Annotated in this window: 11 protein-coding genes and 1 pseudogene; 1 reads left to right on the top strand and 11 read right to left on the bottom strand. The window is 62.3% G+C overall.

Going from position 1 to position 13630, the window contains the following annotated elements; genetic code table 11:
- From Q4P21_RS13875 to Q4P21_RS13830, 10 genes and pseudogenes are all read right to left on the bottom strand, one after another.
- Positions 1-482: pseudogene (locus Q4P21_RS13875) on the bottom strand (hypothetical protein); the annotation flags it as partial.
- A 65-nt stretch (positions 483-547) separates the two neighbouring features.
- Complete coding sequence (locus tag Q4P21_RS13870; protein WP_303389336.1) at positions 548-1624, bottom strand: hypothetical protein; 1077 nt, start codon at positions 1622-1624, stop codon at positions 548-550.
- A gap of 17 nt (positions 1625-1641) precedes the next feature.
- Positions 1642-2136: a chorismate mutase gene (locus tag Q4P21_RS13865; protein ID WP_303389335.1), complete on the bottom strand. Its 495-nt coding sequence runs from the start codon at positions 2134-2136 to the stop codon at positions 1642-1644.
- An 85-nt stretch (positions 2137-2221) separates the two neighbouring features.
- A complete protein-coding gene (locus tag Q4P21_RS13860; RefSeq protein WP_303389334.1) occupies positions 2222-3931 on the bottom strand; it encodes an ABC transporter ATP-binding protein in 1710 nt (569 codons plus the stop codon).
- The gene (locus Q4P21_RS13855; RefSeq protein WP_303389333.1) at positions 3928-4890 is read right to left on the bottom strand and encodes an ABC transporter permease; all 963 of its coding nucleotides are present in this window, start codon (positions 4888-4890) and stop codon (positions 3928-3930) included. The genes Q4P21_RS13860 and Q4P21_RS13855 overlap by 4 nt, the downstream gene beginning before the upstream one ends.
- Positions 4891-4893: 3 nt before the next feature.
- The gene (locus Q4P21_RS13850) at positions 4894-5976 is read right to left on the bottom strand and encodes an ABC transporter permease (RefSeq protein ID WP_247647014.1); all 1083 of its coding nucleotides are present in this window, start codon (positions 5974-5976) and stop codon (positions 4894-4896) included.
- A 121-nt stretch (positions 5977-6097) separates the two neighbouring features.
- Positions 6098-7732 (bottom strand): ABC transporter substrate-binding protein, encoded by a 1635-nt coding sequence (locus tag Q4P21_RS13845; RefSeq protein ID WP_303389332.1) that lies wholly within the window; start codon positions 7730-7732, stop codon positions 6098-6100.
- A gap of 136 nt (positions 7733-7868) precedes the next feature.
- The gene (locus Q4P21_RS13840) at positions 7869-8486 is read right to left on the bottom strand and encodes a TIGR03086 family metal-binding protein (protein ID WP_207343842.1); all 618 of its coding nucleotides are present in this window, start codon (positions 8484-8486) and stop codon (positions 7869-7871) included.
- Positions 8487-8558: 72 nt separating this feature from the next.
- Positions 8559-9698 carry a tRNA 2-thiouridine(34) synthase MnmA gene (gene mnmA / locus Q4P21_RS13835; protein WP_207343843.1) on the bottom strand — a complete coding sequence of 380 codons (1140 nt, stop codon included), beginning with the start codon at positions 9696-9698 and terminating at the stop codon, positions 8559-8561.
- 155 nt (positions 9699-9853) lie between these two features.
- Positions 9854-11074 carry a cysteine desulfurase family protein gene (locus Q4P21_RS13830; protein WP_303389331.1) on the bottom strand — a complete coding sequence of 407 codons (1221 nt, stop codon included), beginning with the start codon at positions 11072-11074 and terminating at the stop codon, positions 9854-9856.
- Positions 11075-11254: 180 nt separating this feature from the next.
- On the opposite strand from Q4P21_RS13830, the gene Q4P21_RS13825 reads away from it, so the two are divergent.
- A complete protein-coding gene (locus Q4P21_RS13825) occupies positions 11255-12754 on the top strand; it encodes a S8 family serine peptidase (RefSeq protein WP_303389330.1) in 1500 nt (499 codons plus the stop codon).
- A gap of 129 nt (positions 12755-12883) precedes the next feature.
- Here Q4P21_RS13825 and Q4P21_RS13820 read toward each other — a convergent pair.
- A partial coding sequence (locus Q4P21_RS13820) for a metalloregulator ArsR/SmtB family transcription factor (RefSeq protein WP_303389329.1) occupies positions 12884-13630 on the bottom strand: 747 nt, incomplete at its 5' end.

The following is a 13630-nucleotide window of genomic DNA, read 5'->3' as shown; positions in this document are numbered from 1 at the left end:
TCAAGGTAGTTCACCCCCGCTTTTGAGCTGGCCACGTATCCGGTGCCCGGCGCTCCCAGAAAACGCACCTTGTAGCCTCGGGCGGCAAGGCCAGCTTCCACCCATGTGTGGACACCCTTCACACCGCGCATACCACTGGATTGCGAGTCCCCGATCAATACAGCCTGCTGCGCCACCGAAGGATCAATGACTTCCTGGCGCCCAGACACAGGATTGAACACCATGGCTCCCGCCGGCAGGTCCCAAACCGTTGCAACTTCGTCCTTACTGCCGGGGTCCATGGCCCGGGCGCCGTCCGGAACCGGGTTCAGCTCAGGGATGGTCGGAACAATCGGCACGGAGGCAGGTGCGGTCGTCGGCAACTGTTCGGCTGCTACCGCCGGCGGGTTTGCCGGAGCGGGGATTGTGGGGGCCACAGCCAGGGCCGTGGCAAGTGCGAGGACAGCGACCCCGAAACGTAAGAGCCCGCGTCGAACCTTCAACTCAATCCCCCTGTTGCGTACTGCTGAAGAATCAATTCTAACGATACCTGCCGCATACTCATGAACTAGCTGTTGTGAACATTACTCAGGGCGTCAGCCACTTCAAGCGCCCGCGTCACCACGGCCCGCGCCTGTTGCGGTGTGAGCGTGGCGAGTCCAGCTTCCGGTGTGATGCGCAGTTGATTTAGGGACGATTCCGCCAGTCCCAGCCCCCGCCAGGGCCGCATGATCCGCTCCACCAAAACAGAGTACGACGGCGCAGCATGGCTTCCGTCTACCGGTACGGTCCCCGCCCACACACCAAGGCCCGCTTCAATGGCACCGGCCAGCTGTTCCCAGTGCCGCGTGTCGAGGCGGGGCAGCGGTACGGCCACCGCGTCAACGCCGCAATCAAGGGCCGTCTCCAAGGCAGTGCGCCAGGCATCGTCTTCGGCAGCGGTGGACTCATCTGTGGGCTCCGGGCCCAGGCCTTCACCGGTCCTGGCAAGGTTCAGTGCCACTGCGCCGAAGCCTGCCTCACGGGCAGCAGTGACAAGGTCCGTCCAGGTGTGGCGCAGTTCTGCCGCCGAGATGGAACGCAGGGTCCTGTAGCCCGAAGCGGTGGGGATGGTGCCAGCCAGGGCGGCCGCCACCTGGGGTTCGTCAATTTGCAAGGTCAGGGCCGCTCCCGGAACGGCGGCAGCCACGTTGCGGGCGTGGATGGCCAGCCCTGCTGCCAGTGACTGCGCAATGTCCCGCCGGGCGCCGTGGTCCCGAATCGACCGCTCCCCGTAGTGCAGGTGAATGGCCGCAGCCAGGGCCACAGGCCCGGCAACATGAACTTTCAGGGCTGTCGGGATGATTTCGCCCGCACCGGCAACATCGGCCAGCACATTGATGTCCGTGGACAGTGCGGACACGGCACGGCGCTGGTCCAAGCCCGGACGGTCGGCAAAGCGCCAGCCGTAGGGCTGGACGTCCACCGGCAGTTCCACGAGCATTGCTGCAGTGCGGCCAATGGCGTCCGAGCCCACACCTCGGGCCGGGAGGTCCGGCAGGGACGGCAGGTGCGGGTCTGTGAACAGGCCCAGGGAGACCTTCGCGGCTTCCACCGGATCGGTGCCCGGCCAGCCGCCGAGGGACGTAGCCGTAGTCTCAACCACGGGGGCAGGTGAGCGATTCACGGAAGCTGCGTGCCGCCGTCGTCCTTGGTCGTCGAGGGAGCTGAGGACCGCGCTTCGGCATGGCCCTCGAAGCCTTGGCCGTCCGCCCGCTCCACGGGGATCGCCCCGGTGGCGGCGACGGCTGAATGGCTCTTGGAAATCGCCTGGTGGTGGTGGATGACCTCGCTGATAATGAAATTCAGAAACTTTTCGGCAAAGGCCGGGTCCAGATGTGCCGACTCGGCAAGGGCCCGTAGCCGCTGGATCTGGGCAAGCTCACGGTTGGGGTCCCCTGGCGGCAGCTGGTATTTGGCCTTGAGGATGCCCACGCGTTGGGTTGCCTTGAAACGTTCAGCGAGCAGGTACACCAGCGTGGCGTCGAAGTTGTCGATGCTGGAGCGGATGTTCAGCAATTCCGCCATGACTGCCGGATCGACGGCACCTGTGAGGGAACTGGCGGCCGGATCGAAGTCTTCAACGGACAAGTGCTCTGCGTGGCTCGGTTCGGTCATAGGGATAAGTTTAGGCGGTGCACCGGGAAGAAAAAACTCTTGTCCATCCCGGGCACCGCCTCTACTTCAGCGGCACTTCCGCCGTCTACTGTCCGCGTAGCAGTGCCTGGTGGATGGCCCGGCGCTCGGCCTGCTCGGCAGGGTTCGGCACGGGCAGGGAGGCAAGCAGGCGCTTGGTGTAGTCGTCCTGCGGGTTGCCCATGATCTGGTTGCCGATCCCCTGCTCCACCATCCTGCCCTTGTAGAGCACCCCAACCCATTCGGCCAGGATGTCCACCACGGCCAAGTCGTGGCTGATGAACAGAGCCGCAAAGCCCAGCTCCGTTTGGATCTCACGGAACAGTTCAAGCACCTTGGCCTGGACCGAGACGTCAAGGGCGGAGGTTGGCTCGTCGGCAATGAGCAGCCGGGGCTTGAGTGCCAATCCACGTGCCAGGGACGCGCGCTGGCGCTGTCCACCCGAAAGCTCGTGCGGGAAACGCTTCGCATAGGCCCGGGGTAGTTGCACAGACTCCAGCAGGTCCTCCACCTTCGCCGTAATCGCGGGTCCGGAGAGGTCCGTGTGGATGACCAGCGGCTCGGCCACACACTCGCCGATGCTCAGGTGCGGGTTGAAGGACGCAGCCGGGTCCTGGAACACGAATCCGATGTCCTTGCGCAAGGGGCGAAAGGACCGTTCCTTGAAGTTCAGCATCTCGTAGCCAAGCACGTTCAGCGAACCGCCCGTGGTGCGGTTGAGTCCGGCGATGGCCCGGCCAATGGTGGTCTTTCCGGAGCCAGACTCCCCCACCAAGCCAAAGACTTCCCCGGAGCTGATGGTGAAGGAGACCTTGTCCACCGCCTTGAAGGCGGGGCTGCCCAGGCGCCCCGGGTATTCAATTTCCAGGTCCCGCGCCTCCACCAGCACTTCCTTGTCCTGGAACGCCCTCTCGGTGAAGCCGGCAGATGCCGAGTTTCGACCAAGGTGCGGCACTGCGGCCAACAGCTGCTGGGTGTACACCTGCTTCGGAGCGGAGAACAACACCTCTGAGCTGGCCAGTTCCACCACGTCGCCCTGGAACATGACAACAACGCGGTCGGCCAGGTCCGCCACCACACCCATGTTGTGCGTGATCAGGACAATGGAGGTCCCGTACTGGTCGCGCAGATCCCGCAACAGTTCAAGGATCTCGGCCTGGACCGTCACGTCGAGGGCCGTGGTGGGCTCGTCCGCCACAATCAGCCCTGGGTTCAGGGCCAACGCCGCAGCAATGACAACACGCTGCTTTTGCCCCCCGGAGAACTGATGCGGGTAGTAGTCAACCCTTTTTTCCGGCTCGGGAATCCCCACCTTGCCCAGCGCCTCAATGGCAAGTTTGCGCGCCTCCTTGCGCCCCACCCGTTTTCCTTCAGGCCGGTGGGCACGCAGCCCTTCGGCGATCTGCCAGCCCACCGTGTAGACGGGGTTCAGGGCCGTGGAGGGCTCCTGGAACACCATGGCGACGTCACGCCCGCGGATCTGGCGCAACTGGTGTTCGCTGACAGTGATGATGTCATTGCCGCTGATGACAACGGCCCCGCTGCTGAGCGCAGTTTCGGGCAGCAGGCCCAGGATGGCCTTGGCCGTGACGGTCTTGCCGGAACCTGACTCGCCCACAATGGCCACGATCTCCCCCGGGGCCACCGTGAAGCTGACATCCTTCACGGCCTGCACATCCCCCACGTCGGTGGCGAAGGTGACCTTCAACTTCTCAATGCTCAGCACGGGCTGCGTTCCGCCGGCCTGTGCAGTGGTGTTCTTCATGGCGCGGCTCATGCGTCCACCACCTCATCCTGGGTTGTGTGCTTCTCTTTTCGGGCCTTTTTCCCAGACCGCTTGCGTCCACGCAGACGCGGATCGTTGAGGTCGTTCATGGACTCGCCCAGCAGGGTCAAGCCCAACACGGTCAGCACAATTGCGGCACCGGGGAACACACCTGTCCACCAGATCCCGGCTGTGGCGTCCGACTGCGCATGGTTGAGGTCGTAGCCCCACTCCGCCGCAGTGGACGGTTCAATACCGAAGCCCAAGAAGCCCAATCCGGCCAGTGTCAAAATGGCCTCGGAGGCATTCAGCGTGAAGATCAGCGGCAGCGTCCTTGTGGCGTTCTTGTAGATGTGCCGGGCCATGATTCGTACGCTGGAGGCACCCACCACCAGGGCGGATTCCACAAAGGGTTCTGCCTTCAATCGGATGGTTTCGGCGCGGATCACCCTGAAGTACTGCGGAATGAACACGACGGTGATGGAGATGGCTGCGGACAGGATTCCCGACCAGACAGTCGAGCGGCCCTGGCTGAGCGCAATGGACATGACCATGGCCAGCAGCAGTGTGGGGAACGCGTAGATGGCGTCGGCCACCACCACCATGATCCGGTCGAGCCAGCCACCAATATAGCCCGAGAGCAGGCCCAGGATTACGCCGAGGAAAATGGACAGCACCACCGCCACCACAATGACCAAAAATGCCGTTTGGGCACCCCAGATGGTGCGGGAAAAGACGTCGTAACCTCCCGCCGTCGTACCCCAGATATGGACGGACGACGGCGGCCCCTGGGCTACGTCGAAGCGCTGTGTTGCCCCGTACGGTGCAATCAACGGCGCGAGCGCGGCCGTGAGCAGAAACAGCACTGTCAGGACAATGCCGGCCACGAGCATGCCGCGCTGCAGGCCCATACTCTTCTTGAGCTGGGAAATGATGGGCAGGCGGGAAAAGAGCGACTTTTTAGTCTCCATGGCCTAGTACCTCACCCTCGGGTCGATGAGCGCGGCAATGACATCCACAATGAAGTTGGTCAGTGCCACAATGACGGCCAGCAGGGCAACTATGCCCTGCACCGCGACGTAGTCACGCGCCGTCAGATATTGGGCCAGCTGGAATCCCAGCCCCTTCCATTCAAAGGTGGTTTCCGTCAGGACGGCCCCGCCCAACAGCAGGGCGATCTGCAGGCCCATGACGGTGATGATGGGGATCAGCGCCGGCTTGAACGCGTGCCTGGTCAGCAGGCGGTATTCGCTGACGCCGCGTGAACGCCCGGCTTCAACATAGTCCTTGCCCAGCGTGCCAATGACGTTGGTGCGGACCAGCCGCAGGAAGATGCCGGCTGTCAGCAGGCCCAGGGTGACCGCTGGCAGGATGGAGTGCTGGACTACATCCCAATACGCGTCCATGTTGCCGCTGCGCAGCGCATCAAGCCAGTAGATGCCTGTTGGCGCTTCAATCTGTGTCATGAAAATTTCGGTTGGGATGCTTGCACGCCCAGCCACGGGGAGCCAGCCAAGCCAGACGGAGAAGACCAGCTTCAACAAAAGCCCTGCAAAAAACACCGGAGTGGCGTAAAAAGAGATGGCCAGCACACGCGAGACGGCATCCTCCCACTTGTCCCGCTTGTAGGCTGCAATGATGCCGAACGGGATGCCGATGAGAAGGGCCACGATGAGGGAGTTGATGGCCAGTTCAAGGGTGGCCGTGCCGTAGGTGGCGAGCAAGTCGGAGATCAGCATGTTATCTGAGATGGTGCGGCCAAAGTTGCCGGTGGCCATCTGGCCCAGGTACTCGAAGTACTGGATGAAAATGGGCCTGTCGTAACCGGCTTGGTGGATGCGTTCGGCCAGCTGCTCCGGTGGCAGCCGCCCGCCGAGTGCAGCGGTGATCGGATCACCGGTGAGCCGCATCAGGAAGAACACCATGGTAACGAGAATGAAAATGGTGGGGAAGATCAAGACGAATCGGATGGCAAGGTATTTGCCCAGACTGCCGCCGGACTTGTTCTTGCTTTTGGGTGCCTGCTCGGCGGGTCCGTCCACCGGCAGGTCAATCATTGCGGTCATGTGCGCCTACTTCTTAGGTGAGAAGGTGCCGTGCAAAAGGCGGGGCATCCTTTGTAGGAAAGCCCCGCCTCATTGCCGACTTGTTATGCCTTGGGTAATTGCCGTATGGGCATTACTTGGACAAAACGCCCAAACGGAACTTGAAGGAGGCGTCCAAGGTGTCCGCCGTTCCCTTTACGTCCACGTTCGAAACCGCCACCTGCGCGCCCTGCAGAAGCGGCAGCGTGGAGAGGTCCTCCGCTTCAGCTGTTTGGATGTCCTCAATCAGCTTTGTGCGCTTCGCGGGGTCGTTCATGGTCAGCTGCTCGGTGATCATCTTTTGAATGGCCGGGTTGCTGTAGTGGTTCTTCAGGAAGTTGTCAGTGCTGAAGAACGGTGTCAGGTAGTTATCAGCATCGGAGTAGTCCGGGAACCAGCCCAGCTGGTACATGGGGTATGCATCAGCTGTGCGCTGCTTCGAGTAGGAAACCCACTCAGTTGACTGCAGGTTGACCTTGAACAGCTTGGTGTCCTCAAGCTGGGACTTGATGGCCGCATACTCATCGCCTGATGAGGAACCATAGTGGTCCGGGTTGTACTGCAGATCCAGCGTCACCGGCGTTTCGACGCCGGCATCCTTCAGCGCCGCGGTGGCCTTGGCAACATCCGGGCCACCGTTTCCGTCGCCGTAGTCCGCCTTCAGCGGCTCAATGGCACCGGTGAAGCCTGCGGGAACGTAGGAGTACAGCGGCAGGTAAGTGCCTTTGTAAACCTGTTCCGCAATGGCGGCACGGTCAACTGAATCAGCCATGGCCTGACGCACTGCCAGCGACTTCGCGGCATCCGGGGTAGCCGTCTTGGCGCCGAACGGCATGGTGTCGAAGTTGAAGACGATGTAGCGGATTTCACCACCGGGGCCAATATCCACCTTCACGCTCTTGTCAGACTTCAGGCTTTCAATGTCCGTGGCCGTGAGGCTGCGCCAGGCGACGTCGATGTTGCCCTTTTGCACGTCGAGTTTCATGTTGTTGGAATCGGTGTAGTACTTCATGGTCACCGACTCCGACTTGGCCGGGCCCAGCAGGCCCTTGTAGTCAGGGTTTTTCTTGAAGGCAATCAGTTCGTTCTGCTTGAACGAGTCAATGGTGAACTGTCCGGCGAAGGCCTTGCCCTTGATGATGTCTGCATCAGTGGTGATGGCATCGGCACTGAACACGGAGTCATCCACGACTGGGCCTGCTGGGCTGGTCAGCACCTGCGGGAACGTTTGGTCGTTGCCGAGCTTGAGGTTGAACACGACGGTGGTGGCATCCGGGGCGTCAACGCTTGCCAGGTTGCCCAGCAGGGTGGCCGGGCCGTTGACGTCGTTGATCTTCAGCTGGCGATCGAAGGAGAACTTCACGTCCTTGGAGTCAAGCTCGGAACCGTTGGCCCACTTCAAACCGGGCTTGAGCTTGACAGTGTATTCGGTGGGGGTGGTGAACGACGACGATTCAGCCAGGTCCGGCTTGGGGTCGGCGCTGCCCGGTGCCGAGTTCAGCACGAAAGGGTAGATCTGGTTCATGACCATGAAGGAACCGTTGTCATAGGAACCGGCAGGGTCAAGGAAGGTTGTCTTGTCAGTGGTGCCAACAACAACAGGTCCGCCGGTGGAGCCGCCTTCGGTGCCTCCACCACCGCCTGTGGTACCCGTGCAAGCTGTCAATGCCAGTGCGGAGATGCCTGCAACGGCGACCACCGACCGCATTCCGAACAAATTCTTAGCCATCAGCAAACTTTCTGTTGTGGTTCGCACAGAACAGCCCACACGTCCTCGTGTGAGCTGAACCACGCCTTTGATGCTTATATTTTTATCAGACTTCCATGCATCTTGTTGCACTAGTGGGGAAGTTGAAACCAGAAGGTTATCTAAGGGAGGCGACCTGGGGGCCGGTGCGAAAATAGGGGCTGCGGCCGAACCATCCGGCCAGCCGGGCGTAGGAATCGGACGTCAACGGAACCCTAACTTCCGGTCCGATGCCGCGTTCCACGCTGCGATGCTCAGGTTTTACCATCCGTTGGGACCACGCGAGCGACTGTTCAGCCAAAGCGGGGTCCAAAACTATGGGCACTCCAGTGGCCCGTACCAAGTCCCAGGCATGGACTGTGAATTCGGTGATTTGCAGCCCAATGCGGCTGCGCAGCGGCGCCTCGCCGCCACCAGGCAGGGCCACTTGGGCACTTAGGTCCGCAGTGAGCCAGGCCCGCATCAACAAAGTGGCGCCGTCGCTGAACCGCGTGGACCAGTCCGCGCCGACGGTGGCGTCTGCGGCGAGCGGGTCAACATTGTGGCCACGGGCCATAATGGTGTATCTGTGCAGATCCTGCACCACTAGGTGGTGCAGGAGGTCTTGTACATTCCAATCCGCGCAGGGAGTGGCCCACTCCGCTTGGTTGGCCGGTATGGCGCCGATGACTTCGGCGCACTGATCGAGCGCACTCTCCAAGAATTGAAGCGGGTTGGGAACTGTATGCGGGGGCATGTGCGTATTCCTTCCGTGATCCAAGTCACCTTTATTGGAAGTTTACGCCAGAGGGGCAAGCCCTCGGGTTTGCTACGGCAGCTCCGGCCGTGCCAAGGACCGTGCAGAATCAATCGTGGCCTGCCCCAGCACACGGCTTCCCTGATACAAAACCACTGTTTGCCCCGGGGCCACACCGCGCAGCGGCTCACCCAAGGTGACCGTCAAGTTTTGTCGGGACACGCCGTCGTCCACTACTTCAGTGACAAAGGCGCGGGCCGGGACGGGGTCGCCATGGGCGCGGACCTGGGCGTGGCAGTCGAATTCGGCACCGGTGGCGACCTCGGCGATGGGCAGCCCGGCCCAGGAAACCTTGATGCCCTTGAGCTCGTCGATGGCCAGCAGCGCGTAGGGACCCACCACGACCTTGTTTTCCTTGGGGCGGATTTCCAGCACGAAGCGGGGCTTGCCGTCGGCGGCGGGGGTGCCCAGTTTCAGCCCGCGGCGCTGGCCGACAGTGAACTGGTTGGCGCCGGTGTGATCGCCAACCTTGGCTCCGGACTCGTCGACGATCTCGCCGTCGTGCATCTGAATTTTCTCCGCCAACCAACCGGCGGTGTCGCCGTCGGAGATAAAGCAGATGTCGTGGCTGTCCGGCTTTTTCGCCACGGACAACCCGCGTGCCTCGGCTTCGGCGCGGACCTCGGCCTTGGAGGGGGTGTCCGCCAGCGGGAACATGGAGTGCTTGAGCTGCTCGTGGGTCAGGACACCTAGGACGTAGCTTTGATCCTTGGCCCAGTCGGCGGCGCGGTGCAGCTCCGGGTTGCCGTCTGCGTCGGTGATGACCTTGGCGTAGTGGCCGGTGCAGACCGCGTCGAAGCCGAGCGCAATGGCCTTTTCCAGCAAGGCCGCGAACTTGATCCGCTCATTGCAGCGCATGCACGGGTTGGGGGTGCGCCCGGCGGCGTATTCGTCGATGAAGTCCTGGACCACGTCCTCCTTGAAGCGCTCGGAGAAGTCCCACACGTAGTACGGGATGCCAAGCAAGTCACAGGCGCGCCACGCATCGTTGGAGTCTTCCACGGTGCAACAACCACGGCTTCCCGTGCGCAGAGTCCCGGGCATGCGCGAAAGCGCCAGGTGAACCCCGACGACGTCGTGCCCGGCATCCACTGCCCTGGCTGCGGCTACGGCGGAGTCAACCCCACCACTCATGGCGGCCAATACTCGCATTACTTACCTCTCAATTGAAACTAAAAACTATTCTTACAGCGTTCCACAGCGTCCGCGATGGGCCCCCGGAAGCGAGGGCCCCGATGCGAGCTTGCGAGCATTGGGAGCTTCTGGGGACGGGCGGGGGCCATGCAAAGCGAAGGAACGTCGCATGGCTACCGAGTGCTGGCGGTTTGGATTCTCGATTGGTGCCCTGCCATGCCAGCTTGTTTGGCCATGGCGTGGGCTTGTGGCAGGGCCGCCACAAAGGCGTCAACGTCCTGTTGGCTCGATGTATGCCCCAGACTAAAGCGTTGTGCGCCACGTGCGGTGTCTTCGTCCAGGCCCATGGCCAGCAAAACGTGGGACGGCCGTGGAACGCCAGCGGTGCAGGCCGAGCCGGTGGAGGATTCGACCCCGGCCATGTCCAGTAGGAACAGCAGGGAGTCGCCTTCGCAGCCGGGGAACGTGAAGTGGGCGTTGCCGGGGAGCCGGGCGTTGGGGTGGTCTGCCGGGTCCGTGCCGCGCAGAACTGCGTCGGGGACCGCCTGGCGAACGGCGTCAATGATTTGGTCACGCAGCCCTGCGATGCGGTTGCTTTCGGTCGCCATGTTTTCCGTGACGTCTTGGGCTGCGGCAGCAAAGGCGGCTATCCCCGCGGTGTCCAGCGTGCCGGAGCGAACTGTTCGTTCCTGTCCCCCGCCGTGCTGGACTGGCGTGAGACTCACTGCACGCCCGAGTAGTAGAGCGCCCACACCAACGGGGCCGCCGATCTTGTGGCCGCTGATGGACATGGCCGCCAGGCCGGAGTCCTTGAAGTTCACCGGAATCGAGCCGAAGGCTTGGACGGCGTCCGAATGCACGGGGATGCCGTATTCTGCTGCGAGCGCCACAATCGCGGCGATGGGCTCGATGGTGCCGACTTCATTGTTGGCCCACATGCAGGTGACGAGCGCCACGGAGTCCGCGCCGCCGTCGTCCAGTTCCTTTTTTAGGGCCGTCAGGCTCACGGTGCCGTGTTCATCAACCGGCAGCCAGAGAACCTCGGCACCCTCATGCTTTTCAAGCCACTCGACAGTGTCTTGAACCGCAGCGTGCTCGATGCTTGAAACAAGGATGCGGGTGCGTCGCGGCTCGGCTGCGTTACGGGACCAGAACAGTCCCTTCACGGCAAGATTGTCCGCTTCGGTGCCGCCGGAGGTAAAAATGACTTCGGTGGGGTGGGCGCCAGCGGCGGCGGCAATGGTTTCACGGGCCGCCTCCACTGTGGCGCGGGCGCGTCGGCCCGATCCGTGGAGCGAGGACGGATTGCCGCTACGGGTAATAACGGAAGTGAGTGCGGCGAGGGCCGGGGCCGAAATTGGCGTGGTCGCCGCGTGATCTAAGTACACGGGCACCTGTTGATTCTACGCCATTGGGACAGTACGGCCGTCCGCGGGATTGGTGAACATTGTCCGAACGGCCAAAGTTTCCGGTCAATTCCCACATATCGGCACTGACACCCTTGTTAGGGTTCCACCTGCGCTGTCAGGATGTGGATGGTTTCCATCACACCACTGTTCCGAAGGGTCACGCACATGAAGAATGCACTATTCCGACGCACGACCGCGGCCGCCGTGTGCGCAGTCGCCATGGCCGCAACCGCCATGCTCGGCGGAAGCGCCATGGCCGCACCACCGCAGCAGCAATCCACGCCCGTGGACTTTCCCGCGTCCGACGGCGAGCTCATGAGTTACGTGGTCAATGCGAAAGCCGGCAACGCCAAGAAGACCCGGGATGCGGTGCAGGCTGTCACGGCAGCCGGCGGCGTCGCCGTCCAGGAGTGGCCGGAGATCGGGGTGGTCATTGTCCAATCCGACCGTGCCAACTTCCGCTCCGACATTCTCAAGTACGGGTACACCTCTGTGGAATCGGTGGGTGCAACACGCACCATCCCGGTGGCGGAGGGCACCCCGGACGGAATTGACACCCCGTGGGAAAAGTCTCCGCAGCAGCGTAAAAAGAAGCTGGCCGACACGGACCTCCTGTACGGCGACGCTACCTTCGACGGCGTCGCCGCCGATCCTCGCGAAGCTGAGCAATGGAGCCAGGTCCAGATCAAGTCGGACCAGGCCCACCAGGTCACTGATGGTTCCCGCGATATCCTGGTTGGCGTCTTGGACAGCGGCATCGACCCGATCCACCCGGACCTCCAATCGAATATCGACGTGGCCAACTCGGTCAACTGCTCCAACGCCGGGCGACCGGACACCTCACCGACGGGATGGAATGCCACCACCTCATCCCACGGCACCCACGTGGCCGGCATCATCGGTGCCGCTCGCAACGGCGTGGGCATTGTGGGCATTGCCCCCAATGTGCGCATGGCGTCCGTCAAGGTGGTCAACGATGCTGGCTCGATCTACCCCGAATACGCCATCTGCGGTTTCATGTGGGCAGGCATGAAGAGCATGGATGTCACCAACAACAGCTACTACGTTGACCCGATGCAATTTTGGTGCGATGACCAGCCGGACCAGAAGGCCGTGCGCGTTGCCGTTGAACGAGCGGTCGAATGGTCTACGAAGCAAGGTGTGGTCCATGCTGCCGCAGCTGGCAACGCCTCCTATGACTTGGCCAACAAGACCACCGACGATGTCAGCCCCAACGACGTGGCCGGGATTGAGCGCCAGATCAACAATGGATGCAAGGACATGCCCACCGAGCTGGAGGGGGTGGTGACGGTCTCATCCACGGACCAGGCCGGCAAGCTCTCATCCTTCTCCAACCGCGGACTGAACGTCATTGACGTGGCCGCTCCCGGATCGAGGATTCTGTCCACGTTGCCGAACAACGGCTACGGCTTGCTCAGCGGCACCTCGATGGCTTCACCGCAAGTTGCCGGCGTGCTGGCACTGATGAAGTCCCAGCACCCGGGCTGGAAGCCGAAGCAGCTGATTTCACAATTGGGCAAACAAGCCGAGGACCATATCTGCATGCCGTCTGCAACTCCTACCGGCGCTGAGTGCACCGGAAACCTGCGCAACAACAGCTACTACGGTGAGGGCATTGTGGACGCGTTGCAGGCGGTGCTGTAAAGCACGAATTGCCAACCACGAACCGCCAGGCACCAACCGCTGGACATGAACTGCAGGGCGTTGCGTCCCCCCGAACATGCGTTGCCACGCTTCCTGCGGCTGCCTTTCCAGGTGGCTGTCGGAAACGCTTTAAGGCTCTTTTGGGACCAGCCGCGCGCAGCAGTGCGAAATCTCTGCGTCGGGTTCAAGGTTGTGGCATGAGTCGGCGCACCCTTCCAGCGCACCGCTGAGCAGTGAACCGTTGAGCGAACACACCACCCCCGTATGTTCCTTGGACAGCTGATGGAATGGGCAGTTTGCCATGATGGTGCCGCCGTCGCCGTCGGGCTCGGGGCTGTAGCCGGTGTTGGCCAGCAATTGGTGGATGTTGCCAGCTGCGGCCCCCATGCGCCTACCCTCCTCGAAGGCCACTTCGGCCAAGGATTGCTGGATGCCTTCCCCGGAATCGATGGAACGTTGCACAGCCGCCGCCAGCAGACTTGCCGCCAGGTCATAGTGGCGCGGTGGTACCGACGCACTGACTTCACTGCGCGCCGCCGTATACAGCTTGGTCGGCCGGCCAGAGCCGGGCCCGGACTTCTCACCCACTTTTCGAAATTCCACCAGCAGCAGCTTTTCTTCCACCAGGCGGTCCAATTGTGCCCGGATGGTGCTCTTGGGCAGTCCCAATGCGGCCGCACATTCGTCGCGGCTCACGGCTCCTGCGGAATCGCGCACCAACTCAAACAGCCTTTTACGCAGCGGATCCCCCAGTGATGCGACCGCACGCAGACGCTCGTGCTCATCCAAGCCCGTCCGGCTGGCTGCCACGCGGCCCGCTTTGGTGACGTCGGTGTGCTGGAGTACACCATGTTGCTGCACGGGCTGTTGCTGCAC

This window comes from Arthrobacter sp., assembly GCF_030540645.1.
Classification (GTDB): Bacteria; Actinomycetota; Actinomycetes; order Actinomycetales; family Micrococcaceae; genus Specibacter.
This window is presented reverse-complemented; position numbering and strand designations above follow the sequence as displayed.

Bases quoted from the DNA above. Each gene is read 5' to 3' on its own strand.
- Q4P21_RS13865 (WP_303389335.1), bottom strand. From the start codon at position 2,136: ATGACCGAACCGAGCCACGCAGAGCACTTGTCCGTTGAAGACTTCGAT.
- Q4P21_RS13860 (WP_303389334.1), bottom strand. From the start codon at position 3,931: ATGAGCCGCGCCATGAAGAACACCACTGCACAGGCCGGCGGAACGCAG.
- Q4P21_RS13855 (WP_303389333.1), bottom strand. From the start codon at position 4,890: ATGGAGACTAAAAAGTCGCTCTTTTCCCGCCTGCCCATCATTTCCCAG.
- Q4P21_RS13850 (WP_247647014.1), bottom strand. From the start codon at position 5,976: ATGATTGACCTGCCGGTGGACGGACCCGCCGAGCAGGCACCCAAAAGC.
- Q4P21_RS13845 (WP_303389332.1), bottom strand. From the start codon at position 7,732: ATGGCTAAGAATTTGTTCGGAATGCGGTCGGTGGTCGCCGTTGCAGGC.
- Q4P21_RS13840 (WP_207343842.1), bottom strand. From the start codon at position 8,486: ATGCCCCCGCATACAGTTCCCAACCCGCTTCAATTCTTGGAGAGTGCG.
- mnmA (WP_207343843.1), bottom strand. From the start codon at position 9,698: ATGCGAGTATTGGCCGCCATGAGTGGTGGGGTTGACTCCGCCGTAGCC.
- Q4P21_RS13825 (WP_303389330.1), top strand. From the start codon at position 11,255: ATGAAGAATGCACTATTCCGACGCACGACCGCGGCCGCCGTGTGCGCA.